Below are 23514 nucleotides of genomic sequence, written 5' to 3' on the forward strand. Positions count from 1 at the left end.
TTATCGATGATCACTTGTCTGACAGTATTACACTAAACATGAGACTTTTCGAAAAAGGACTTTCGATACATGTCAAAAAACTTTTTACCATCAAACATGCTTTCAGGATTATCCAATCCGGGTCCAAATGCATCGGGCGAATTATCAGAAGGCGCTTTGAAGGAACATTCAGGCTTCGTTTATACCGTAGGGAACTGGTATTCCGTTTTATCTGAATGGTCGGGTCGGTATTTCGTGATTGCCATTATTTTTGCAATTACTCTTTCGTATCTGTTGCTTTTGCGAACCATCATGGTGGTGACCTATGCAAACTTTGACAAACTCTCTTTCGGGGATGGTCTCAGTTTGTTTTCAGTGGGATTGCAGTTTGATGTACTCGTTGCGCTTTGCTTTGTGGTGCCTCAGTTATTTCATATCACCATCTTTTCGAACCGCAGAGTCAGGGGGAAAACGAGTCGCCTGTTGCTGGACGGGGCATGGATCATTGCCTTTTTGTTTCTGCCATTTATATGTATTGCTGAATTCATTTTTTTCGATGAGTTTCAATCACGGCTGAATTACATTGCCTTTGAATATATAGTCTACCCTACCGAAGTGTGCTGCAACATCTGGGAGTCATATCCACTCATTGACCTGATAGCCATTGTTGGTGCTTGTGGAGGAAGTCTCTGGTTTCTATTGCGAAAGAATTTTCATAAGAGGATCGCAACGCCAATGCCCTGGAAACGGCGTTATGGATTTTTGGTAAGCTGCCTCACTGGGATGATGATCTTATGGTCCACAATCGGAGCAGACAGTCGACAGATCTCTCGCGACCGTGTCGCAAACGAATGCACCTGGAACGGATTATATAGTTTTGTGTATTACGCTTGGACTTGCCGGTTTGAATTCAAGGAAAATTATGTCACACTCGACGGTTCTGATTCTGTTCAACGGTTACAACAACAGGTTGTAGGAGAGGGAGACAAACTGAAAACAGGATCAACCAATCCTGTCGACCGAATTGTTGACACCGACGGACCTAAACAAAATTTCAATGTTGTGCTGATTTTGGAAGAAAGCCTGGGTTCTGACTTTGTTGGTGTTTTGTGTGATGGCCGGAAGCTCACACCCCACTTTGATGAGCTTACCCGCAAAGGGATCTTATTTGACAATTTCTACGCCACGGGAAATCGAACTGCACGTGCATTGGAAGCGGTGCTGACCTCCATGCCACCGATTCCCACCGAGTCCATTCTTAAACGAGATCATTCCGACCGTGTGTTTACTCTGGCAAACGTTCTTGCCAAGCGTGGCTACGAGCGGCTGTTTATGACCGGAGGCCGTGGGCTGTTTGACGGCGTGCGTTCATTCATGAAGGCGAACGGTTTCAATCATTTCATTGAACAATCAGATTTTAAAGACCCTCTCTTCGCCAACGCTTGGGGAGTCAGTGATGAAGACTTATTTCGAAAGGCTCTTGGCGAACTCGATAATTTACACGGAACTGGAAATCCATTTTTTGCCACAATCCTTACGGTATCCAACCATCGGCCTTACACATATCCAGAAGGGCGAATTCCTAATAAGGAACAAACACGCGAAAACGCAGTAAAGTACGCCGATTGGGCATTGGGTTATTTCTTTCGTGAAGCACAGTCGCACGATTTCTATCGCAATACAATCTTCATTGTAATGGGTGACCATGGAGCCCGAGTTTCCGGTAGTCAGCTTTTTCCAATGAGTTCCTATCGAGTTCCGGTTTTGATGATTCAACCGAATGGAAAAGACCAGGGAACACGCTGCAATACTTTAGCTTGCTTACTGGATATCGCGCCAACCATTATGGGGCGACTTGGCGGCGATTATCGGTCTGTCTTTTTCGGCTACGATGCGCTTCTGGCTGATCCAAAGAAAGGACGCGCTGTCATGCAGCATAACCACGACGTGGCATTACTCGATTCTCAGAATCGCATGGTCGTTCTGGGGTTTGGTAAATCAGCAGAAGGCTTCGAACTTGATCAAACCAACCATCAGCTTGAACAAAAAGAATCCCCTGACTCTGATATGCTACAAAACGCAGTATCACTTTTTCAATCAGCTTTTGAACTATATTATTCTGATCGATGGTTTCCAGGTTCCGGTTGATAAGAGAGAGGTTACTCTTTCAGAATTTGATAATCCTGAAACCAGCTACTGTGAGAAGAATCTTCTTGAGCGGCCCTTGACGAGCAGGATTACCACGTTTTACATACTCTGACTCATATCGATTTGATCTCATCATTTGGGTTCTCATTGTCTGAGATTTCCTGATTGACCTGAATCCCTTCCCAACTTCATCTCGACCTTGGTCATTTTTACCTAATATTTTTGTAACCGTTTCAGGAAATACACGGTCTATCAACGGGCATCGAAAGATATGCCTTTGAGAGTCATGAGTAACTGAATCACTGTCGGTTCAGCGTCGGCGGGTGTAGTGAGCTTCGGGGTGTTGCTTCAGCCATTGGTCCGGCAGCAGTTCTTCCAGACGATCGGAGGCGTGATCGGTTATCCGACTCAGCACATCTCTCAGATAAGCAAACGGTTCTACTTCGTTTGCTTTGCAACTGGCCATCAGACTGTAGTGCACGGCGGCGGCCTCGCCGCCCCGATCACTGCCGACGAATAGATAATTCTTCCGGCCAATAGCACAGGGACGCAAGGTGCGTTCGGCCAGATTGTTGTCAATCGACAGAATGCCCTCTGTACAATACCGCGTAAAACCGGACCAACGACTTAACAGATATTGAATCGCCGCTGCCACCGGACTTTTCGGCAACAGACTGCGCACGGTTTCCGTCAACCAGTCACGGAACTGTTCCAGAATCGGTAACGCCTTTTCCTGTCGTAACTGCCGGCGGTGCTGCCAACAGCGTTCACGACCCTCCGGCTGTGGCAGATCCGACTTCAACTCGTCGGCTTCCCGTTCAATCGCGTATAACTGTTGAATAAACAATAATGCCCGATGGGCGGCTTCCGGCTGCACGGTCCGCGCATCGTAAAACTTACGTCGCGCATGCGCCCAGCACAAGACCTGCTGAATCCTGCCTGACCGGTATAGTTCTTCATAGCCGGCATACGCGTCTGCCTGCAGATAACCGCAAAAGTGTTCTAAAAACGCCTGGGGACCGGCGCGCTCCCGGTTCGGTGTGAAATCATAGACCGAATACGGGTGCGCGGCATCGCCACAGTAAACCCAGAACCGGCCGGTCCGCGTGCGGGAAAGCCGTTGGTCCTGGACGGGAATCGTCGTGTCGTCCGTATGCACGACATGCGACTGTAAAACCCGGTTCTTCATCAGATCGGTTAACGGTTGCAGTAATTCCGCGGTTTCCAGTACCCAGCGGCTCATCGTGCTCCGTGAAAGCTGCACGCCGTTCCGGCTGAGAATCGATTCATGACGATACAGGGGGAGATGGTCTGAGTATTTCCCCACCAGGATCGTTGAGAGCAGGCCGGGCCCGGCAAAGCCTTTGGCAATCGGCCGGGCAGGAGCTGGAGCCAGCGCCACATGCTCTTCACACTCCCGGCACGCGTATTTGAAACGTATGTGTTCGATCACTTTCAGGCTGGCGGGAATGAATTCCAGTTGTTCGTGGCTGACCTTTCCGATCCGCTGCCGTGTCTGGTCACAGCAGGGACAGCGTTTTTCCGATTCGGTCAGGTCATGTTCTACCCGTTCCCGGGGTAGATGATCGGGTAGCTTGTTGCGGCCGCCGCCACGACGGCGATGTGCGGAAACCACAGTGGGAGGAGGTTCATCGTCCTCAGGATCGGCTGTTTCCTCCAGGGTATCGGGTTCGTCAAACAGACTCATTTGATTGGGGGCGATCTTTTCAGAACGGGCACCAAAGCGTTGTCGCAGCAGCCGATCAATGAAATGTTTGAGTTGCTCGACTTCCCGCTGTTGCTCTCCCACGGTCTCACCCAGTTTATGAATCATGTCATGGCAGGATTGGACGTCGTTCGGCAGTGAAGATCGTTTCTGGTTCATGTCCCACGTCTTAACATAATCGTTATCAGGCGGGAACTGTTTTTTTATGAAGTCGATGCTTTTTCTGAAATCTGATAGCGTTTTCTGCGCTGCACGCTGGTCAGGTCGATGCCCTGCAGCAGGAGTGCCAGATCGGTAGAGGACAGTTGCAGGCCGTGTATGCCCTCCGGGCTGGAGAGACGCTGGTATGTGCCCGCTTCCAGCCGCTTGTACCAGATGGCCAGACCATCGTGGTCCCAGTACAGCAGCTTGATGCGATCCTGTTTTTTGTTGAGGAACACAAACAATCCCCCGTCGAGTACGTTTTGCTGCAGGTAGACTTCGGTCATTCGCAGCAGGCCGTCAAAACTTTTACGCATATCAGTGGGGACCGTGCAGAAATAAATGCGGGTCGGCAGATTCAGCATGCGCGCTGCTCCAATGCGGCGAGCACGGTTTCGAGCGTGGTCCGATCACAGCCGTTACCGACGCGAACCGTGGTGCCATGGGAGAAGACGATTTCAATCGACGTGGCAGGGAGATGGACTTCAACGGGCAGAAAGGAAGCTGCAGCGGTTTTCGCGGCATCGCGTTTTTTCAGTTCCCGCCGCCAGTAGTGGTAAGCTGGTTCGCTGAGTCCCTCACGCTGACAGAAGGCACGGATCGAGAGTCCGGACTGCAGTCGGTCTGAAAGGGTTTGTCGCCAGAACGCTTCACGGTTCGGGTTCCGTCGCTGGTCGGCACGCGGGGTTGGCTGGGATGCGGACATCGCTTTTGCTCCTGAATATGCTGGTGATTGAAACACATTCAGAATACGATACACGTCAAGGTGTATTTGGTGGGCCGGTTACATATTTTTAGCACGTAGCAGTTAATGAATCCACTGAGAACGCTGACATTGCAAATGCAAAATGCGCTATTCTTGGCGAAAGAATTCCAAATGCTGGTCTCTTTGAGTGTGAGCGCGCTCGTTCTATTAACAGGATGTATCACCACCACCAAGACGACTCGAATCGAATCATCCATATCAGGTCAAATTAGTGAAATCGCTCAACCATCAGGTTACCAACAGATCAGTGATCCAATTAAAAATGATGATAACGAATCTGGAATTGCCAGCATTGTTGGTGACAGTTCGTCTTATCCGAATTGGTTTGAGCTGACGCCAGACCTGATCAGCTCTCTCCCACTGCATCAGCAGCTTGAAACGGGGACAACTCACTCTGGAGAGGTAAACGAACCACTAGGGTTGGTCACGATCGAGGGATTCCTGTCAAACAACCTTCCCGATGATCCCGCTGGATTCAATTCCGTTTTCGACGACGACATGCAGTTAGAAAATCTGACTCTCTGGAAGCGCATTAAATCTGACCATACCAACTACTATTCAAAAGATTCACTCACTTGGTTAGCAGGCGGCCTCGGCGTGGGAGCCATCATGGCAAATACATCAATTGACGAGGGAATCCAAAATCACTTTCAGACCAGCGTTCACAGTGCGAGCTCAGACGATTGGATCGAAACGTTGCATGCGCAAAAAGAATGGGGCAACGGGCGCTATACGTTGCCGATTTTCGCGGCAGCCTGGGTGGCGGGAAAACTCTTTGAGAGGGTTCCACTAGCAAGTACAACAGGGGAATGGGGCGAACGCTCGATCCGGGCGATCCTGGTTGGCACACCTCCGATGCTCGCCATGCAATATGTAACTGGTGCCTCGCGCCCAGGAGAGACAAGTTCCGGTTCAAGATGGAAACCGTTTCAAGATAATAACGGGGTAAGTGGTCACAGTTTCATGGGGGCAATACTATTTCTGGCTGCTGCAAAGATGACTAAAAAACCACTTCTTAAGTTGGCTTTCTACGCCGGTTCCACTTTGGCACCGTTGTCCCGAGTTAATGATAACCACCACTACCCCTCACAGGCTTTTCTAGGTTGGTGGATGGCTTGGATCGCCACGAACGCCGTCGATGCAACACAGAAGGCAGATCGAAACTGGTCCGTATTTCCGATTTCGTATCCAGGTGCGAGTGGTATTGCTGTGGAATTTCGGTGGTAAGTATCCAGCATCAGAGATTAGGACTAATCCTGCGGCCATTATTCTGGAGGAAGTCTGTATTCTAACTGTAGTTGGCAAATATCACTGACCCATGAGCAGGTCTAAAGGCATGCCGGTCGCGCCAACTAAGAGAGCGGCGGACTGAGCGAGTTCGTTGAATAGGTTGAGTTGAGCGCGTTGATTTTGTAAAATACTGGTTCGAGCCTGGATGATCCGAACAACATCCACTTCTCCTGCAAGGAATTGTTTCTCCAAACTCTGCAATTCTTGTGGCAACTCTGAAATACTGTACGTTTTCTCTTTGGCGAGTACGTCAAAAGCGAGTTTGTATCGTTCGAACGCCGCCTGTGCTTCTAACTCAGCTTTCAGAAGCGTCTGGCGCCATAATGCAGTCCTCTGATTTAGTTCGGTCATACGCTGTGTTTCGAGAGGTCTACCTGTATTAATAATTGGCAGGTTCAGTTCTGCCCGGAGTCCAAAACGTGCCAACCCATCCGGGTCTTGCTGATAATAAGGTCCCATCGTCAAATCGGGAACACGGTCTGCAGTAGCAAGATTTAAATTGGCTGATGCTACATCGATATTCGCGTGCGCCACAAGCACATCGGGCCGGGATGCGGCCCAACTCGCCATCCACGCCTGATTGTCGTTGGGAACATCAAGACTTTGAAGACCCATTCCAGATGTCATCGATCCCTCGTTCCCCGCAGTGGGAAGCAGCCATCGGATCATTCTCAGGTCACCTTCAATCTCTTCGGGAGAGTCCGGTGGCAGTCCAAGCTGGCGTCGAAGATTACGAAGTGCTGTCTGATAATTTGCTTCTGCTAATCGCAATTGCTGGTTTGTGGAGCGTGTATCGATACGAACCGTAGCAAGGTCAGCACCAGAGATATCACCTGCCTCAAATCGCTTTATCAACGATTCGAGCAAACGCTCATTATTGCTCTGACTGGCCTCTGCTATCTCCAAAAGTCCTCGCTGGTAAAGTGCCGTGAAATATAACTGTGCAGTAAGCGCAGTCGTTTGAAGTTCGGCTTGATGAATATTCCAACGCACTCCATTTAACGATGAATGCGCTGCGTCCTCACGGTACTGTTGTTGATGTGCTAACTGAATTCGTTGCATCAATAGTACATAGTGTGAAGTGGTCCCAGGTCCTCTATTGGGAATCTTTCGGTTTTCCTGACTGGGAGTGACCTGTACCTGTACCATTGGGTTAAATGGATAAGTTTCAGCTACTCCCACAGTGGCAACGCCCACTTGTTCCGTTTCACGGAGGGCAACCAGGTCCGGGTTCCCTTCCAAGGCCAGCGAGATGCTATCGTAAACAGACAATGACTGCGACTGCCTTGCAAAATGGGGGGACTCAGTAGGAGTTTTGGATTTATCTGATTCCGTAAAATTTAACGACACTTTTTTTATGTTGGTATCTGGTTTGCGTTTAACAGGAACTGTGACTCTGGCTGCCTGAGTTTTTATCACAGGAGATGGGGTACTCGAAATGTCTTTCATAGCGCTCAGGTCAGATCGAGATGAACCGCTGGTTCTGCATCCGCTGAATGCCAATAGCAGCAACAAAATCAGGGTGTGAAGATGAGCCATCATGGCGTTTCTATCCAGTAATGATATTCCGGGAGGGAAGCACTCCGTCGATTCCCATGTGTCAGGCTAACGCCTTACTCTCTCCTTTCGTCAAAATGCACACCATCGATTCAATACGAAGTCCCTTTTTAAGTCAGAGTTAATCTTCCCGATGATGAAAGTCTGACTCTACGAATCACTTTAGGGGATCTACGTTGATAGTCCGGGTTGATCTGATTGAAGTGGGGATCGACTGAATTCTGCCGCAACGGTATTTTTGGAGGCTGGCATTGCCTGTTTCCCCCACAAGAGGTAGAGCGGCGGCAGCAAAAAGAGATTCAAAATGGTTGAGGTGACGAGCCCCCCGATGATGACGACAGCCAGCGGATATTCGATTTCGTGTCCCGGTTTGTTCCCCGAAATCACAAGAGGCAACAGCGCCAGCGATGTGGTCAGTACGGTCATCAAAATCGGAGCGAGGCGTTCTTCAGCACCTCGAATCACAAGTTCGAGACCAAACGACATCCCCTCTAACTCCTGGAGATGCCGGTAATGACTGACCAACATGATACCGTTCCGCGCGGCGATGCCAAGCACGGTGATGAATCCCACCAGCGAGCCGAGAGAGAGTACGCCCCCCGTCAATGAGACAGCAATCACGCCGCCGACGAGAGCAAACGGAATCGTCAGGCAGACCATTAATGTCAACCGAGCAGACTGAAAGTCGATATACAAAATCAGCAGAATTCCCATCAGCGCGACTGCTCCCAGTAGAAGAAGTCGTTTCTGTGATGCCTGCAGAGTGGCAAATTCGCCCAAAAACTCGGGATGATAACCGCGTTCAAAAGGTATGCCGCTCACAGCCGCCTCAATATCTTGCGCAACAGAACCGAGGTCCCGGCCTTTGGCATCACAGGTGACATCAATGCGCCGCGAACCGCTTTCGCGTTTGACTTCATTCGGAGCGGGCACAATGCCGATTTCTGCGACATCTTTGAGGGGCACTTGACCGCCATTTGGCAAGTCGATTCTCAATTCATGGAGAGCATCCAGATCCGTTCGAGACTGTTCCGTTCCCCAGACCATAACGTCCATTTTCTTCTGGTCTTCGAATACTTCCCCAACTTTTGTCCCCCGCAGCATTGTTGTGACCGCTCGTCGGACCTGCCCGGGTGTCAATCCGAATCGTTCGACTGCTAACGGATTAAGGCGGACGTCAACTTGAGGGACCAGCACCTGGGGTTCGACCTTGAGGTTGTTGACGCCGTCAATTTCTCCCATGACAGTCGCGACATCATGCGCCTGCTTTCTCAGTGAATCCAGATCAGGGCCGTAGATCCGCACCACGATACTGGAACTGGTTCCGGTCAGGACTTCCTTAACCCGCTCTCTTAGATACGTCAGCACATCACGATACAAGCCGGGATAACTGTCTACGACCGCCTGGATCTTGGCAAGGGTTTTGTCATAGTCCACATCTTCGTCAATGCTGATCCAGAGTTCCGTGAAGTTCGGTCCGACCACTTCGTCGGCAACCTGAGCGCGTCCGATATGACTGCCAAAATTGCGCACGCCAGGAATGGCCCGCAGTTCGCGACTCGCCTTGATCGTAATGCGATCCATCGCTTCAATGGAGGTGCCGGGCTTTTCGACAAAATGCATCAGGAAGTCGGTCTCCTGAAAATTCGGGAGCAGCTCCTGTCCCAGGCTTTGCAGTAATACAAAGGTGGCAGCAAAAGAGAGCGTCAGAATACTGATGGCTGACTTCGGACGGACCGCGAACCACGGTAGCATGTTGCGATAGGGAATCTTCAGCCACCGCGTCAGAGGAGGCTCATGCTGTTTCATATTCTTGCGCGGCAAAAGCAGCAATGACATTGCCGGCGTCACAATAATCGCCACCAGCAGGGACGCCAGAATGGCCAGGATATAACCGAGTGCCAACGGTCGAAAAAATGAACCGGGCAACCCTTCCAGAAAATAGATCGGCAAAAAGACTAGCACGATGATCGCCGTCGCATAAACAATCGCACTGCGGACTTCCATTGAGGCGTCTAGAACCACATAAAACGCAGAACGCGGGCGATCGGCAAGCTGGTTGAGCCGCAGGCGGCGCACGATGTTTTCCACGTCGATTACCGCATCGTCAACGACTTCTCCCAAAGCGATGACCAAGCCCGCGATAATCATCGTATTGATAGTCATGCCCCACCAGTGAATCAACAGCACCGCAGAAATCAGCGACAACGGAATGGCAGTTAGACTGATCACCGCCGTTCGCCAGTCAAACAGGAAGGCGATCAACACGATCACCACCAGCACACATCCAATCATCAGCGCGTGGGTCAGATTTGTAATGGAACGTTCGATGAACGTTGCGGGGCGAAAGATAGTGGAATCGGCTTTGACCCCTTTCAGTCCCGGCCTGAGCAGATCCAGTGCGGCTTCGACTTTGCGAGTCACTTCCAGAATATTGGCTCCCGGCTGTTTTTCGACGATCAGCAGTAAGCCAAGCTGGTCATTGATCACGGCATCGCCTATGGCAGGAGCCGCCCCGATCCTGACGTCGGCAACATCACCCAGACGCAACGCGGCGCCTCCGTTAAAAGAAACTACCGTTCTCGCTAAATCTTCCGGACCGCTGACCGGAGAAAGCTGGCGTACCGCCATACGCTGGTTTGGTGTGTCGACAAAACCACCCGCATCCAGCACGACCGCATCTCCGGCAGAACGCAGGACGGAGTCCAGCGTAACCTGATGGGCCCGCAGCCGATCAACGTCCACCATCACCTGCAACTGTTTGTCTCTCTGTCCCCAGATGGCTACATTAGCGACACCCGGAATTGCCATCAAACGCGGCCGAATCGTCCAGACGGCTAATTCCGACAGTTCCTGCTGCGAGAGTGAATCGGACCACATCCCGATTTTCATCATACGGCTGAGTGAGGAAAGCGGCTGCAGAATTACGGGGGGGCGTGCGACTGTTGGCAGACGCGGAGCTTCCACAGCCAGACGTTCCTGTACCAGTTGCCGCGTCTGATAGAGATCCACATTTTCCGTAAGCAGCATTCGAATCGAGGACAGTCCAAGTACTGACTTCGACCGTAGCGTATCTAGACCGGGCGTGCCAATGAGTGCGTTTTCTAACGGAAACGTAATCAGGTTTTCGACTTCTTCCGCGGACAGCCCCGGGGCTTCGGTCTGTATCTCAACATAGGGCGGAGAAAATTCGGGGAAGACGTCAAGCGGCATCTCAGGCACCATCCGCAGCCCTCCCACGATCAACAACACCGCTGCAGCGATCACCGCGATGCGTAACCTCAGGGCCGTTTCAACGAGCCACCTCATATTTATCTCCCAACGTTATGAACAGTCAATTGATGTTAACTTAGTTGTAATCTGTTGCTGATTGCTGAGTTATTTCGCAAAGCCGAATTCGGTTCCGGAAAGTTCTGCCGCTCCGGCAGTCACTATCTGCGCACCGACCGCAGGTCCGCGTAAGAGAGCGACTCGTCCGTGATCAACCCAGCCGACCTCGACACGGCGTCGAACGTACTGGCGTTCTCCCACTTGTTCGTAGACCCATTGGCCCCCATAAATATCATAGATGAGTGCCGACCACGGCACGGTCTTCATGCTAGCCTCGCCAGTCAACGGCAGGTGGGCTGAAACTTTCTGGCCGGGGCGAAATTGATGATTGTCGTTCGGAACTTCGTAATAGATGTCAACCGCAGCCGAAAGCGGCATCGCGGTAGGTGGAAGTGAGACCGGTTTTGCCAGAACATCTTTGTTTGATAAGTGACCATCCAGCAGAGTTAGGCGGGCGGGGCGTTTCATATCAATTTCGTCGAGTTCCCCCACATAAACGGGAACTTTGATCCAGAGGACCGCATCATTCATCACCTCAAACAGCGGGAGCCCGGCGGCAATCAACTGACCCGGTTGAACGTTTGTGGTACGGACGATGCCTGACAGGGGAGAATGAATGGCGAGCGGCTTGAGCGTGCCGGCATCTTCATCCAGTTTAATGCTGTCGACCAGTTTTTTGCGACTCTTCGCTGCCGCCAGAACTTTATCTGCCAGTTTCACTTTAGCTTTGGCATCGTCAACGGCACGTCGGGTGCCTACATTGTCCTGTAACAGACGCTGTGCCCGCGTCAACTCGATTTGCGCCGCTTCCTTCTGCACATTCGCCTGCTGAAGTATCCCCTCTGCATCGATTTGAGATTGTGCCACCGCCGCTTTTGCTTCCGCGAAGCGAATCCGCTCAGCCGGGGTTAAAACGGACCGCTCAGGCGAGAGCAACGGCAACAATTCCAGTAACGTTTCATCCTTTTTAATACGCTGGCCAACCTGTGGGAATAAATCGCCGTGTGGATGCCGCAGTGTTCCGGCGAGCGGGGCAGAAACAATCACCGAAGCACCTGTCGGCAAAACCATTTCAGCGCCATAAGGCCTAGTGCGAGGCATTGAGCGGATTTCCACAGGCTGCGTTTCCACTCCCAGACTTTTAACTGCCTCGGGACTGAGTTGAATGATATTTAGATCCGCTTCATTCACAGGGTGAGTGGTCTTCGCATGGTGTTCTACATGTTTGGTTTTTGTCGACGTACTTTTCTGTTGTGCTTTACGATCGCGATCCCAGATGATGAATAGCAGCCCTAAAATGAGACAAAACCCCAGAAGTGCCAACGTTTGTTTTAGAATTTTCATTTCAAATTTCTTTCTCATGTTTCGTTTCGCTCAAATTGGCTCTGATCTGGCTGTTCATTTAAGAGGAGCATCACACCATAATTTGGTCTGTGGGAGTGGGACTCGGTTCATCAGCGTTCGTATATAATCGCAGACGAACCATCACTGTCGTCCCTTGTTCGGGCTGACTTTGAATTTCAATGGTGCCTTCGTGCATCAAAACGGCAGCTTTGGCAATTGAGAGGCCCAGTCCGGCTCCCCCGCCTGAATATTGACGCGATGGATCGACCTGAAAAAAACGATCGAACAGATGCGGCAAGTCGTCGGCAGAAATTCCGATGCCCGAATCCTGGATTTCGATGACAGCCATTTGTCCTGAGACATTCAGACGAGCCGTCACCTGTCCGTCACAGTGTGTGTACTTAATGGCATTATCCAGAATGTTGAAAAACACCTGGCTGAGGCTGATATCATCGCCGAGGACTTCGCATGCCGCTTCAACTTCACAGTTCAAGGTCACACCACGATCGTCTGCAAATGGTCTGAGTTGATCGACCACATCCAGCAGGAGCGCGTCCAGTTGAACGGGATCATGATTGCAGGGCACGATTCCGGCATCATGACGACTAAGATTAAGCAGTTGATCTGCCAGTTTTCCCAGACGTGTTGTTTCCTCAACCACGACAGCCAGCGTCTGAGCGTATTCTTCTGGAGTACGAGAGGAACGCAGGACCGACTCGGATTCCAATCGCAGTGCTGCGATCGGTGTGCGGATTTCATGTGAAGCATCCGCTGTGAAACGACGGATTTCATTCACAGCACGTTCCAGCCGGCTAATCAGCGAGTTCAGCGCCACTGACAGTTTTCCGATTTCATCATCCGGATTGGAAACATTGATCCGATGGTCCAGACAGGTAATGTTGATCGCATTCGTGGAGTCCACAATCTGCTGGACCTGCCGGAGTGCGCGTCTCGCCAGAAACTGACCGCTGGCAATCGCCAGCAGAACCGCCACCGGTAGCAGGAAAGCGACCGCCCAATGCAGGGTGTGGAGATCATTATACAGCGGAATGAGAGAGGTCATCACCTGCACGTTCAAGGTGCCGAACGAGCCAGACAAAGTTGTGCTCACAATGCGATACGGGCCCAGGCCATTGAGTTCCCGCGTTTCCAGTATTTCTTCTGGTAGCGGTGTGATCGGGTGAGACAAAGTGACCACAGGTTCCTTCAGCCCTGTACTGTTAAAAATGACGCGCCCCGATTCATCGGTGACTATAAATTCATAAAAATCATGCTGGGAAAATCGAGCAGAGGCTTGCGACGCGAAAACAGAGGCACTGTCGGCGAGCGCGATTTCCAAACCAATTTCCTGCAGTTCTTCACGCAAGCCGGTATCCGTACGTGCCAGCACCTGAGACCAGACCAACAGGCAGAGTACCAGAGAGAACACGCATAACATCACTGCCAGCGCGAATGCGTACCAGAGTGTTAACCGCCAGCGAATCGAAAGCTGTCTCATGGAGGATCTCCCAGCAGATAACCCTGGCCGCGCACGGTATGCAGAATGGCGGTCTGCCCGGGTTTCTCAATCTTCTTGCGCAGCTGGTTGATCTGAACCTCGATCACGTTGGTCCATGTCGCCGTCGATTCCTTCCAGACGTCGCGGGAGATCATCTCTCGCGTCACTATCTGATTGGCATGCGAAATCAGATAGGCCAGTAACTCCAGCTGTCGGTTCTGCAAGGAAATTGACCTGTCGCCCCGACGAACGATGCGCGAGACCAGATTCACCGTGAGATCGCCGAACGAGAATTCTCTCTCGTTCGCTTGTGCGTCCCTACGCAGCAATGCGCGAATGCGTGCCAGCAGTTCATCGAGGGCAAATGGTTTGACCAGATAATCATCAGCACCCATATCGAGTCCGGAAACACGATCTTCAATGGAATCACGGGCTGTTAAAATCAGTACGGGGATTTTGTTCCCTGTAGCGCGGAGTTGCTTCAACCATTCCAGGCCGGACCCATCGGGCAGCATTAGATCCAACACGACCAGGTCAATTCTTGAAGACATTTTTTGTGTTGCCGCGCCTAGTGTTTCTGCCGCATCTGGTTCGAATCCTGATTCGCTCAATGTGCGCATAATACTCCGTAGGAGATTCGTTTGATCTTCGACGATAAGTATCTGAGGCATTGCAGCGTGACCCAAAATAAATTTAACACGGGTTGATATCATGAAAACAGATGAATACCACTTCTTCAAATTCCATTATCAGCTATGCAGGCACATAATAGAAGCCGCAATTATACGATATAAACTCGAATTAATCTTACGGGTAGTTGATTTCGAAAACATTGGGTTCTGTTGATATCACTAGCAGAGTGTAATACTGATTCTACAGTGCCATTTAGGTATTTCGATATTCACTCTGGTTTTCGAGGACTGATGCTCGGTCCAATTGATCTACCTATAGAGCAAAATCTGTCAGACAACCTACTTCAGAAACCGAATATCAAAACCACTCATTTTGATGGTAAGTAGGAACTATAGTGTTCGAGCTGCAGTACAATTGCGTTGAAGTAGTTAGCCCATAACTCAAGTGCAATTCTGTTCGTTAAACTCGTCATTCGTCGTACTGTAAATATTAACGACCGTTTTCGCTTGCGCGCGTTGTGTCTGAAGCCGGTAGGCTTTAGGTTTCATACCGCTTCGCGGCCGTTCCCTGCCCAGGGAGCCGTGCGTGACCCACGAGAGGCGACCAAAGGGAGACGCGAGGCCGAGGATGGAGCCATTACGTCCCTGGAATGTGTTGGAAGTCTCGGCCTCGCGGGTTCCCGCCCGCGAGTGGTGTCACCTCATAAGAGATGTTTTTTGGCTTTGCCAAGCCCCGTTCGGTCGATTTTCCATCGCCAACGGAGGATGTTTTACCTCGCACCTACCTGCGGGGGCAAACGCGGGGGATACCGCTCCCCTACTCACGTGGTTTTTTATTGAGGCCGCTTTATTGATTTCCGTTCTGAAAAATTGATTTTTGATCAGCGAAAATAAAAATCATGCCGCTGCTTCAGTGGACTGATCCTGGCTTGATTCCAAAAGTCGCAAGACCTCAAAAACGGGTTTTAACTCGTCTTGGCAACGAACCAATCGGGCGCGAATGATGCTGTTCTGCTCTAGCTGAATCGCTTGATTGTAGAGTGTCCGTTTTTGATCTGCGGAAAGGCTTTTCCATTGGACAAGCTGTTTTTCGCGTACTTGCCTGCGTTTTTTGTCCGCTTCCGTAGCTTCAAGCTCAGTCTGTTCTTCCTGTGCATGAAATTTTTTCTTCTGTTTTGACGTTTCCGTCACCGGACTGGCCCAATTTTCTTCAATTGCTTTGCGTAACAATCCCAGACGGTTTTGCTTCGGATTGCGTTGCGCGAGCCAGTTAATCTGCTTTTGAATTTCATCCGGTCCCCTCCCCTCTGCCAGTTCTCTGGCGATAACCTCATCAAAACCGGCATTTCGTAACAGTTGAACTGAATCCAATTTTTCAAAAACAGCAACAGCAGATATTTCCTGTTGTTTGTCCGTGTTATTTTCAGGTGTCTTTTCTTGAGTCTGGTTTTTGAACCGTTCGGCTGGTGGGGTTTCTGAACCGTTGCTGGTCTGGTTTTTGAACTGCCCTGCCCCGGCTGGTCTGGATTTTGTACCGTGGACTTCGGAATGGGCTTGCTGATGCCAACGAATGGCATAGGTAGAAGGTCGTCGCTGATTGCTGCTCGGATTCACCGAGCCTTTCTCGACACAATGAATATAACCCGTTTCAATGGCATGTTGGATCGCGGCACTGAGAGTGGACCGATCACTCAGACCGGCATACTTCTGGATGTAGCTGTAGGAAAGCGGAGCGACTTGACGGCGTCCCCCAAACTGGTTCTGATAGCCGACCGTGTGACGTAAGACAGTTCCGACGACTTTGACCACGGCCAGCGTCTCTTGTCTTACGATGAGATCAAAAAAACTATTCGGAATCGGAGTGCGATTCCCCTCCCCCGCAAAGAACCCGTTGAATGTTTCAGGGGTCTTTTCATAATGACCGTCAGTCGCCCAGCGTAGGCGGTAATGAGCAGTCTCAGCTGTCTGATTGTGTCCGTTGGCCCTTCCCGGTTGCAGACAGGCAATAAAACCACCGGCAACGGCTTCATCCAGTGCACTGCGAATTGCACCGCGGCTGATACCCGCTTCATGGATCAAATCGTGATACGAGAGACCGATATTCTGCTCTATCGGATTCCCCTCTGCATCCAGCCAGCCCAGTATTTTTCGCAACATGTAAGCTACCAGACGCACGGTTCCCCGTGAATGGTGCGGCAGACAGACATCAAAAAACTGATTCGGACAGTACAGAAAATTGGCCGTCAGATGCTCGAAACCGTTAAATTTCATTTACGGGATAAGAAACGGTTCAGAGTGGGGGTCTCATACCACTTGGGCTTACTCGCTTGGGTCTTGGTAGATGGCTTTGATTTCGGAGTGACGGAACGTTTTGATCGAGTGGCTGTTGTTGATTTTTTGGGAGTACCTTTCTTGGTCCCCTGTTTTGCAGAAGTTTTCTCTGCTTTCTTCGGTTCTTCCACAATGACCGCTTCCATTGTCGATCCGTTTCCAAGATCAACGACCTTGTCTGGGTCAGAGTCTGTCTCACCTTTTGGGGGTTCATCATCGGACGGTCCTTTCTGAGAACTGAGCCGATTGACGTCCGCCAGTTTTCCCATCACTTGATGCACCTCTTTCAAAAGCTCCTTCGTATCGGTGTGATCTTCCTTCAATGTGTCGAACATGTCCTTAAACATTTTGATCTGTTCCATAAACGATTCCTTGTCCTGCTGATGTTCCTGGGAGCGGCGATCATTCTCCTGCTCGAGTCGGCTGATCTGGGCTTTCAAAGTGGAGACCAGTTCGTTGTCTGTCGCGGTAGAACTCGGTCCCTCTTCTGGCGTTGATTTCTCTTCCTGCTCAGTTTGTTTTTTCTGCTTTTTTGCGGACTCTGTTCCATAATGTTTCTGGACCCATTCACGGCGGGCATACCAGGTCGGCGAGAGCCCCTGATTGGAAAGTTGTTGAATCTGTTCCAGCGTCACTGTGGTCCCTTCAAATTCCTTACCATCTTCGGTCCTGAGTTTGAGATTTCGGAGAATGTCTGAGTCCCCTACTCTGACCGCCTGACTGAAGTCGCGGGTTAATGAACGGTGGGAACGCTGGAACGCTTCTTCGATCTCTTTCTTGGTGAGATAACCGGCGGTGGGAGAGACTGACATAGTGCTGACGGGATGACAAAATAAGGCTGCTTCAGAATAGCGCGAAAGCTGAAAGGATGCCAACTTTTTCTGTCACCCTGCCCTTCAGGGTGTCAGACTCCCTGTCATGTGTCAGAGGGGGGTGACAACTAGCAGATTCCGCTTTCTAAAGCGAAAAAACAGACACATCAAACTTCCGTGCCAGACCATCATTTCTGTGTTGTCAGCCCCCGACAGGCTGTCAGTCATGGTTTCAGACGGGGAGTCCTGTCAGGCCGTCATTCTCCTCTGAAACAGGGTGACAAACCATCCCACTGGCAGGCTGTCATCAGCCTGTCGCATGGGGTGACGTCCGGCCTGACAGGCGGGGTGACCGCAGTAGGGGATTCGGTCTGCCCTAGTTTTGTGAGCAATAAAAAAAACCCGATTGACGAGGCTTTTTTCTTTGAAAATTACTTCGCATGGCAGTGACAATTGGCCCAAGGAAGATGGCAGCCCGGACAGTTGCCAATCTGAGCGTTGGCCTGAGTCATCACCGCATCAACGGCCTCTTGTGAGAGGGGATTGTGGTCCATGGTTTTGAGGGGAAAAGAAGTAAAATATTTTATATTGATTCATGCCAGCGATAGTCGAGGGCATCGTACAACTTTGACCAATGCTGAACATAGAAATTATAACCGGCACCATGAATGCCGAGTAGCAATTCCTCATCGAATTCGATGGCATAGATTCCTGTCGCGGCCACTGCTTGCCAACCGGCATCTCGAAAACTGATAGATTCTTCGTCATCATCTTCAATTGATTTCGTTAATTTTTCAATATTCCTAATATCGGCTGAATCTTTTGGAACAAACAATGTTCCCCACATTGGAAGTGGCAGCCATTCACTCCGATGTTCACTCAACTCCTCAATCCAGCGAGAGGGGATTTGTGAAAACAAATCGACTAGCCGGTGGACGACTCTCCGTCGCGAGGCACATTGACTGCAGTAACAATTCCAGTAAGTACCAAAGACATCCGTTCCATGAGCCGGTGTTGTTAAGTAGGCAGCAGAAACCATAAATATAAAAGGAAAGAAATCAGAAACCGGCATTTGCTCGCCGGTGCTCTCCTATTTCTCCCGAAGTCCAGGTGGAGTTGCCTCAGCAAACAACCTTGACGAGGGAGCACAATGGAAAGACCGCGAGCAGAGACGTAGCGTAAAATGATTCCTAATCGATTTACAGTCTTTCCAAGAATGTGAGCAAAAAAAGCCCTCGCTAACTGAAGTCAGCGAGGGAAAATGCATAAAACAAACCTGTGATGGGACTTGTCTACCTTTGACTCAGCATTTTGCGGGCTTGATGCTCATCCAATTCAATCCCATCGAGCTTGTACACGAATTGCATGTGCTCAACCAATGTTTTCGGTTGATACGTTTCAGAATGCGCTTCGCAAAGATCGAGTCGAAGCTCCGGGTGGCCTTTTACTCGCTGGTAGGATTTCAGTTCGACCAATGTTCTGTTCTCGTGATAGCAAATATCACAAATTCTTATTTGCATGATAAAAAGGGGAATCAAAATATAAAACTTGTGGGGAGTTCATTTGTCTTTAGTGTTAGCGATGGCCTTAAGAAGTTCAGGAATAGCACGCAGCATCGAAAATGTCACATTAAAATCGAAGTTCCAGAGAACATCATTATCGATCAATTCTCCATCTGCGTTATAGACTGCATCAGACTTGGATGGATGCTCGTCATAGCTCAGAACAACATTCTGAGCAGATTCCGTTAGATCATCGAATGTGTATGCGCGGACAATGGCATAGTTGCTCATAGGGAAAAATGGGAAAGAAACAAAAGCTCCGCCAGTCGAAATGAGCGGGAAAAAAGGGATTACTGCTCAATCGGTGAACAGTGTGCATATTGAAGGGGGGAGAGGAAATAAAGAACGCCGATTGCTCGCCGTTGCTTCCTCCTCCTGCCCGACTGCAAGGTGGAGACGGCAAAGCATCGCGCGGCCGTACAACCTTGCGGGAGTGGCGTACAATTCAAACAACTGCGAGCTATCCAAACAACAAGGAAAGAAAAACAACCCTGTTCGCCAGACTCAATTTTTCACTGCTGTTGAATGTCAAATAATGCCAATGACAGCCACTCCGCTCACTCCCAAAACACTCCCAGCGGCTTATCACTCCATTCCAAGCAGCTTGTATTATAGGTTTCACGAGTATGAGCCCACCGACTTCGGAACCGGAGGCAATCAGATACTTAGTCGGGTGTGGAGTTATTTCTGGGATTGAATTAGCTTTCGTCGAAATTACCTAAACTGACCTTCATAAGCCTTGATACAGTTTTTTTAGGCAAGTCAAAATACGGGCTGGTTTACACTCTCACTATTCAGAATCGATAAGTGGTAAGCCGAGGTCATCTCGAACGCGATTGGCATCTTCCAGAGTGATGTGATAGAGATAGATTGAGTAACCAGTCATAGCCACGGGTTTGAAGTATTTCAAAAAGTAATCATTCGAACCTTCCCGTGCATGCAACATGTGAATACTGATTGCATACCAGCCCGGTTGTGGTCCACATTTTTGGGCATCAAAGATCGGATCCTGAGAAGCTAATATTTTTTTTCCCGGTCCCGGAGGAGGTTGAGAAGCTTTGATCCCCAAATGAACCGGTTTGACAAGGCCATGACACAATACATGCAATGGTCTTGCTTCAGGAGGAGCAGCATACCATTTTTTTAAATACAACATGACCTGTCCCCAGTCGATGTTAGCGTCAATAAGATACCAGTGACCTCCCTTGGGGCCCCCGCTATTTCGTTGAAATATGACATACTGTGAGGATAAACAAACAAACTGCTACCAACCGACCAGAGTAATGCTGCACTCATCGGAATTGAGATTATCCACTGGCGGAATTTGATGGATTGAGCTACCTTGCTGATGAAAATGAATAAGAAAGGAAAAGAGGGAAGTACATATCGCAAGTATCGACTGAAACCGGTTTGTGAACTCACAAATAAAAAAATAGTTGCCGCTGGCAATAGCAACACAAGTTCATTTCTCCAGGAGGATCTATAATGTCGATTAAAAAAAGTCAATCCCATAGCCAGTAGAAACAGTCCCCATGTTCCCAGCGGCACTTTCATCATCAGTGCATAGAGGTAATAATACCCCCCACCCTTTTTCCACTCACCATTCAGGTATGACCATTTTTTTAATTCAAAGTCGACCTTTTGCAGGTCGATACCTCTCAAGTAATTTTTTGGAAACGGAACGGGAATTTTTCCCATCCAACTCCCGGTAAAGCGATTACCTCCTCCATTTTCGTCTACAACGGATTCATTCCCGGCCAGTGTCCGGCTTACAAATGTGTAATCTTCAATTGGCTTGAAAGAGCCTTCGAATCCGTAACCTAAATTCAGCACATAGACCCCCAATAGAATGATCACGGCTAATTGCACAATCTGCTTTTTACAGCTTTCCATATTTGAATCGAGACGCTGACGCCAGATCCAGCAAGCCCAGGAAAGAGGCCATAGTCCGAGCAAAATAATCCAAGTCATTTTAGTAAGTAGAACCAGTCCCAATACCAGTCCTGCAAATGCTGCTCGTCACCATGTTGGTTCTTTCAACCAGAGCCAGAATACGTAGCAACCTGTCACCCCCAAAGCAGTCGCGCCAGTGTCTGGAGTAATTGTTGATCCCCAAGCAATCACATTTGGTGAAAAGCACCAGAGAATGAGCAAGGAATCCGGAGGATGTTCCGTAAAGCTCCCTTGACCAGCGATAGCACACATAGCCTCCCAAAATGCTGAATGGAATACAGGCCCAGCGAGCTAACGTGAAATACCAAAATGCCTGTGGTCCATTTACCTTGATAAAAGCTGTGCCAACAGACTGACATGATACCATGACCGCCGTGTCAAGCCTCCTCCTTAAAACGTTAAGATGAGTGTTCCGGTTATCCATGATCTGAACATTCTACAAAGGAGGCAAATCCATGCGGCACATTGGTATCGATCTTCATCGGAGGACGGTTGTCATGTCGGCGGTCAATGATTCTGGAGAAGTTGTCTCTCCTGTGACAATCGAGTGTCAGAACACAAATGCCATTCTAGAATTTCTGCAACCACTCAAACCGTTCCGGGCGGTTATCGAGTCTACTGCGACCTATCGCTGGCTTTATCAATTGCTCTCTGAGGAAGGAACCATTCTGTTGGCCCATCCTGCGAAATTACGCTTGATGATTCAACGACGAGCCAAAACAGATCGTCTGGACTGTCAACTCCTGGCGAACCTGCTACGGATTAACCAGATCCCACTCTCCTACATCCCCCAGACGATTATCAGCAACTGAGAGAAATCACACGCCACCGCACCCGACTGGCCCGTGACAGAGCTCAGATCAAGATTGGTTTACGCGCATTATTGGCGCGTAATAACCGGGACGCCCCCTATCGAATCCCTTTTGGTCCTCGAGGGATCAAATGGTTCCGGGATCAATCGTTTTCGTCCATTGACAATCTGATCCGTGATGAGCTAATCACTCGGCTTGATCACTTTACAGAGCAAATTACTGTGATTGATCAGCAACTGGAAGAACTACGAGTATCCTTTCCTCAGGTAGAAGCATTACTCAATATTCACGGAATCGGACTGTATACGACTCTGGTTATTGTCGCCGAACAGGGGGAAGTCGAACGATTTCGCTCTGCGAAACAAGTAGGGGCTTATGCAGGATTGACATCGAAAGTGAATCTATCGGGAGGTCACTGTTATTATGGCTCCATTACCAGGCAAGGACCTCCCTGGTTACGTTGGGTTCTGACCGGAGTAGCGATTCACGTGATTCGGCGCGATGTTCCCTTGAAAAGGTTTTATACCCGAATTCGTAAACGATCTGGAGCCAAGAAAGCCCGGGTTGCTGTACCTCGCAAACTCGCGGAGATTTCCTGGAAACGATTATTCCGTTGGCAGACTGAGCATTCAGTACAGCCGGTTTGAAAGAGAGAAGAGATAAATTACACGAAAGCAGTGAGTTCGGCCCGCGAAGGGGGCTGGTGAGAAATACTCTGTACCGGTGACGTGAATGGGCGGCTCACTGATTGAATTGTAATCTGCGCGACGGCGTTCAGCCGGACGGCGCGAATGGGTGCCTATATCCGCGTAAATTTAAAATCGAGAAAACAATTGAAACGGAGGCTTGACACGGCGTAGTCATGGGTGCCCCCTTTAACCGAAACCAGAGCTTGATATACAATTCAGGTTTCTGGACCATTAAAAGGAGGCGATTATGCCCACGAAACGTCATTCATCCGAACAGATTATTTCTAAACTTCGGGAAGCCGAGATTCACCTCTCCCAGGGGATGACCATTCCCTTGATGTGCAAGAAACTGGGAATCCATCAGCAGACCTATTACAAATGGCGTCGTGAATATGGTGGGCTGCGGATGGATCAGGCCAAACGTTTGAAAGAACTCGAAAAAGAGAACAACCGTCTCAAAAAGTTACTGGCAGAATCAGAACTGGATAAATCGATTCTGAGGGAAGCTGCCTCGGGAAACTTCTAAGCCCGTCGAAACGGAGCAAGGCAGTGAATTTCGTACGGGATTCTATAGGAAGGGATCAAGTCTCAGAATGCAAGGTCATTAATTAACAAAATCTCTCATATTTCGTATGGATCAAAAAACGGGAGGGATGTCAAAGTCTATGTTTTTCCAGTAATGCACTCTTTACCGCATAGTATTAATCGCATGAAAAATCATGATCGTAGGAGAACGGCAATTGAGTGACTGCCGACGTCATAATAAGGGGTTTCCAAAGTTATTGATGGTTTCTCAACAATATCTTCGGGTGTATCGAGCGATGTATCTATCACTCTCATCCATTGACCTGCAAAGCCTTCGTGGATCCCAAACTTTAATGTTT

20 protein-coding genes are annotated in these 23514 nt (G+C 49.6%); 6 read left to right on the forward strand and 14 right to left on the reverse strand.

The genetic code is table 11. The features are described 5' to 3' along the window. Positions 1-69: 69 nt before the first annotated feature. Positions 70-2127 (forward strand): LTA synthase family protein, encoded by a 2058-nt coding sequence (locus Pan161_RS15165; RefSeq protein ID WP_145228417.1) that lies wholly within the window; start codon positions 70-72, stop codon positions 2125-2127. A gap of 310 nt (positions 2128-2437) precedes the next feature. Here Pan161_RS15165 and tnpC read toward each other — a convergent pair whose 3' ends face one another. From tnpC to tnpA, 3 genes are read right to left on the reverse strand one after another with little or no spacing between them, the layout of a single operon-like run. Further along, the gene (tnpC, locus tag Pan161_RS15170; protein ID WP_232103241.1) at positions 2438-4012 is read right to left on the reverse strand and encodes an IS66 family transposase; all 1575 of its coding nucleotides are present in this window, start codon (positions 4010-4012) and stop codon (positions 2438-2440) included. Between the two features lie 44 nt (positions 4013-4056). Then, positions 4057-4419 carry an IS66 family insertion sequence element accessory protein TnpB gene (gene tnpB / locus Pan161_RS15175; protein ID WP_145225997.1) on the reverse strand — a complete coding sequence of 121 codons (363 nt, stop codon included), beginning with the start codon at positions 4417-4419 and terminating at the stop codon, positions 4057-4059. Beyond that, positions 4413-4760, reverse strand: coding sequence for an IS66 family insertion sequence element accessory protein TnpA (gene tnpA, locus Pan161_RS15180; protein WP_145225995.1), 348 nt, complete (start codon positions 4758-4760; stop codon positions 4413-4415). Before tnpA ends, tnpB begins: the two co-directional genes overlap by 7 nt. Before the next feature lie 105 nt (positions 4761-4865). On the opposite strand from tnpA, the gene Pan161_RS15185 reads away from it, so the two are divergent. After that, positions 4866-6047, forward strand: coding sequence for a phosphatase PAP2 family protein (locus Pan161_RS15185; RefSeq protein ID WP_145228419.1), 1182 nt, complete (start codon positions 4866-4868; stop codon positions 6045-6047). A gap of 81 nt (positions 6048-6128) precedes the next feature. Here the strand turns inward: Pan161_RS15185 and Pan161_RS15190 are convergent, their stop codons facing one another. The 7 genes from Pan161_RS15190 to Pan161_RS15220 all read right to left on the reverse strand — a co-directional run bounded on the left by Pan161_RS15190 (position 6129) and on the right by Pan161_RS15220 (position 17677). Then, on the reverse strand, positions 6129-7652 hold the full coding sequence (locus Pan161_RS15190) for a TolC family protein (RefSeq protein WP_145228421.1): 1524 nt from the start codon (positions 7650-7652) through the stop codon (positions 6129-6131). 186 nt (positions 7653-7838) lie between these two features. After that, positions 7839-10976 carry an efflux RND transporter permease subunit gene (locus Pan161_RS15195; RefSeq protein ID WP_145228423.1) on the reverse strand — a complete coding sequence of 1046 codons (3138 nt, stop codon included), beginning with the start codon at positions 10974-10976 and terminating at the stop codon, positions 7839-7841. Positions 10977-11045: 69 nt separating this feature from the next. After that, positions 11046-12341 carry an efflux RND transporter periplasmic adaptor subunit gene (locus Pan161_RS15200; RefSeq protein ID WP_145228425.1) on the reverse strand — a complete coding sequence of 432 codons (1296 nt, stop codon included), beginning with the start codon at positions 12339-12341 and terminating at the stop codon, positions 11046-11048. A 70-nt stretch (positions 12342-12411) separates the two neighbouring features. Next, positions 12412-13839 carry a sensor histidine kinase gene (locus tag Pan161_RS15205; protein ID WP_145228427.1) on the reverse strand — a complete coding sequence of 476 codons (1428 nt, stop codon included), beginning with the start codon at positions 13837-13839 and terminating at the stop codon, positions 12412-12414. Beyond that, the gene (locus Pan161_RS15210) at positions 13836-14552 is read right to left on the reverse strand and encodes a response regulator transcription factor (protein ID WP_315851547.1); all 717 of its coding nucleotides are present in this window, start codon (positions 14550-14552) and stop codon (positions 13836-13838) included. The genes Pan161_RS15205 and Pan161_RS15210 overlap by 4 nt, the downstream gene beginning before the upstream one ends. An 816-nt stretch (positions 14553-15368) precedes the next feature. After that, positions 15369-16742 carry a hypothetical protein gene (locus Pan161_RS15215; RefSeq protein WP_145228431.1) on the reverse strand — a complete coding sequence of 458 codons (1374 nt, stop codon included), beginning with the start codon at positions 16740-16742 and terminating at the stop codon, positions 15369-15371. Further along, entirely contained in the window at positions 16739-17677 is a 939-nt protein-coding gene (locus Pan161_RS15220; protein WP_145228433.1) for a hypothetical protein, read from the reverse strand. The genes Pan161_RS15215 and Pan161_RS15220 overlap by 4 nt, the downstream gene beginning before the upstream one ends. Positions 17678-17791: 114 nt before the next feature. On the opposite strand from Pan161_RS15220, the gene Pan161_RS15225 reads away from it, so the two are divergent. Beyond that, positions 17792-18064 (forward strand): hypothetical protein, encoded by a 273-nt coding sequence (locus Pan161_RS15225; RefSeq protein WP_145228435.1) that lies wholly within the window; start codon positions 17792-17794, stop codon positions 18062-18064. A 133-nt stretch (positions 18065-18197) separates the two neighbouring features. Here the strand turns inward: Pan161_RS15225 and Pan161_RS15230 are convergent, their stop codons facing one another. From Pan161_RS15230 to Pan161_RS15245, 4 genes are all read right to left on the reverse strand, one after another. Beyond that, entirely contained in the window at positions 18198-18686 is a 489-nt protein-coding gene (locus tag Pan161_RS15230) for a hypothetical protein (protein WP_145228437.1), read from the reverse strand. A gap of 487 nt (positions 18687-19173) precedes the next feature. After that, complete coding sequence (locus Pan161_RS15235) at positions 19174-19407, reverse strand: hypothetical protein (protein WP_145228439.1); 234 nt, start codon at positions 19405-19407, stop codon at positions 19174-19176. Between the two features lie 559 nt (positions 19408-19966). Beyond that, on the reverse strand, positions 19967-20332 hold the full coding sequence (locus tag Pan161_RS15240; protein WP_145228441.1) for a hypothetical protein: 366 nt from the start codon (positions 20330-20332) through the stop codon (positions 19967-19969). Then, positions 20320-21147: a hypothetical protein gene (locus tag Pan161_RS15245; protein ID WP_145228443.1), complete on the reverse strand. Its 828-nt coding sequence runs from the start codon at positions 21145-21147 to the stop codon at positions 20320-20322. The genes Pan161_RS15240 and Pan161_RS15245 overlap by 13 nt, the downstream gene beginning before the upstream one ends. Positions 21148-21584: 437 nt before the next feature. Between Pan161_RS15245 and Pan161_RS15250 the strand changes: the two genes are divergently transcribed. The 3 genes from Pan161_RS15250 to Pan161_RS15260 all read left to right on the forward strand — a co-directional run bounded on the left by Pan161_RS15250 (position 21585) and on the right by Pan161_RS15260 (position 23156). After that, a complete protein-coding gene (locus Pan161_RS15250; protein ID WP_145228445.1) occupies positions 21585-21941 on the forward strand; it encodes an IS110 family transposase in 357 nt (118 codons plus the stop codon). Positions 21942-22012: 71 nt separating this feature from the next. Further along, complete coding sequence (locus Pan161_RS15255) at positions 22013-22588, forward strand: transposase (RefSeq protein WP_197995313.1); 576 nt, start codon at positions 22013-22015, stop codon at positions 22586-22588. A 289-nt stretch (positions 22589-22877) separates the two neighbouring features. After that, entirely contained in the window at positions 22878-23156 is a 279-nt protein-coding gene (locus tag Pan161_RS15260; protein ID WP_145228449.1) for a transposase, read from the forward strand. Positions 23157-23514: the final 358 nt, after the last annotated feature.

Source organism: Gimesia algae, assembly GCF_007746795.1.
GTDB lineage: Bacteria > Planctomycetota > Planctomycetia > Planctomycetales > Planctomycetaceae > Gimesia > Gimesia algae.

Bases quoted from the DNA above. Each gene is read 5' to 3' on its own strand.
- Pan161_RS15165 (WP_145228417.1), top strand. From the start codon at position 70: ATGTCAAAAAACTTTTTACCATCAAACATGCTTTCAGGATTATCCAAT.
- tnpC (WP_232103241.1), bottom strand. From the start codon at position 4,012: ATGAACCAGAAACGATCTTCACTGCCGAACGACGTCCAATCCTGCCAT.
- tnpB (WP_145225997.1), bottom strand. From the start codon at position 4,419: ATGCTGAATCTGCCGACCCGCATTTATTTCTGCACGGTCCCCACTGAT.
- tnpA (WP_145225995.1), bottom strand. From the start codon at position 4,760: ATGTCCGCATCCCAGCCAACCCCGCGTGCCGACCAGCGACGGAACCCG.
- Pan161_RS15185 (WP_145228419.1), top strand. From the start codon at position 4,866: ATGAATCCACTGAGAACGCTGACATTGCAAATGCAAAATGCGCTATTC.
- Pan161_RS15190 (WP_145228421.1), bottom strand. From the start codon at position 7,652: ATGATGGCTCATCTTCACACCCTGATTTTGTTGCTGCTATTGGCATTC.
- Pan161_RS15195 (WP_145228423.1), bottom strand. From the start codon at position 10,976: ATGAGGTGGCTCGTTGAAACGGCCCTGAGGTTACGCATCGCGGTGATC.
- Pan161_RS15200 (WP_145228425.1), bottom strand. From the start codon at position 12,341: ATGAAAATTCTAAAACAAACGTTGGCACTTCTGGGGTTTTGTCTCATT.
- Pan161_RS15205 (WP_145228427.1), bottom strand. From the start codon at position 13,839: ATGAGACAGCTTTCGATTCGCTGGCGGTTAACACTCTGGTACGCATTC.
- Pan161_RS15210 (WP_315851547.1), bottom strand. From the start codon at position 14,552: ATGATATCAACCCGTGTTAAATTTATTTTGGGTCACGCTGCAATGCCT.
- Pan161_RS15215 (WP_145228431.1), bottom strand. From the start codon at position 16,742: ATGAAATTTAACGGTTTCGAGCATCTGACGGCCAATTTTCTGTACTGT.
- Pan161_RS15230 (WP_145228437.1), bottom strand. From the start codon at position 18,686: ATGCCGGTTTCTGATTTCTTTCCTTTTATATTTATGGTTTCTGCTGCC.
- Pan161_RS15235 (WP_145228439.1), bottom strand. From the start codon at position 19,407: ATGAGCAACTATGCCATTGTCCGCGCATACACATTCGATGATCTAACG.
- Pan161_RS15240 (WP_145228441.1), bottom strand. From the start codon at position 20,332: ATGTTGTATTTAAAAAAATGGTATGCTGCTCCTCCTGAAGCAAGACCA.
- Pan161_RS15245 (WP_145228443.1), bottom strand. From the start codon at position 21,147: ATGACTTGGATTATTTTGCTCGGACTATGGCCTCTTTCCTGGGCTTGC.
- Pan161_RS15250 (WP_145228445.1), top strand. From the start codon at position 21,585: ATGCGGCACATTGGTATCGATCTTCATCGGAGGACGGTTGTCATGTCG.
- Pan161_RS15260 (WP_145228449.1), top strand. From the start codon at position 22,878: ATGCCCACGAAACGTCATTCATCCGAACAGATTATTTCTAAACTTCGG.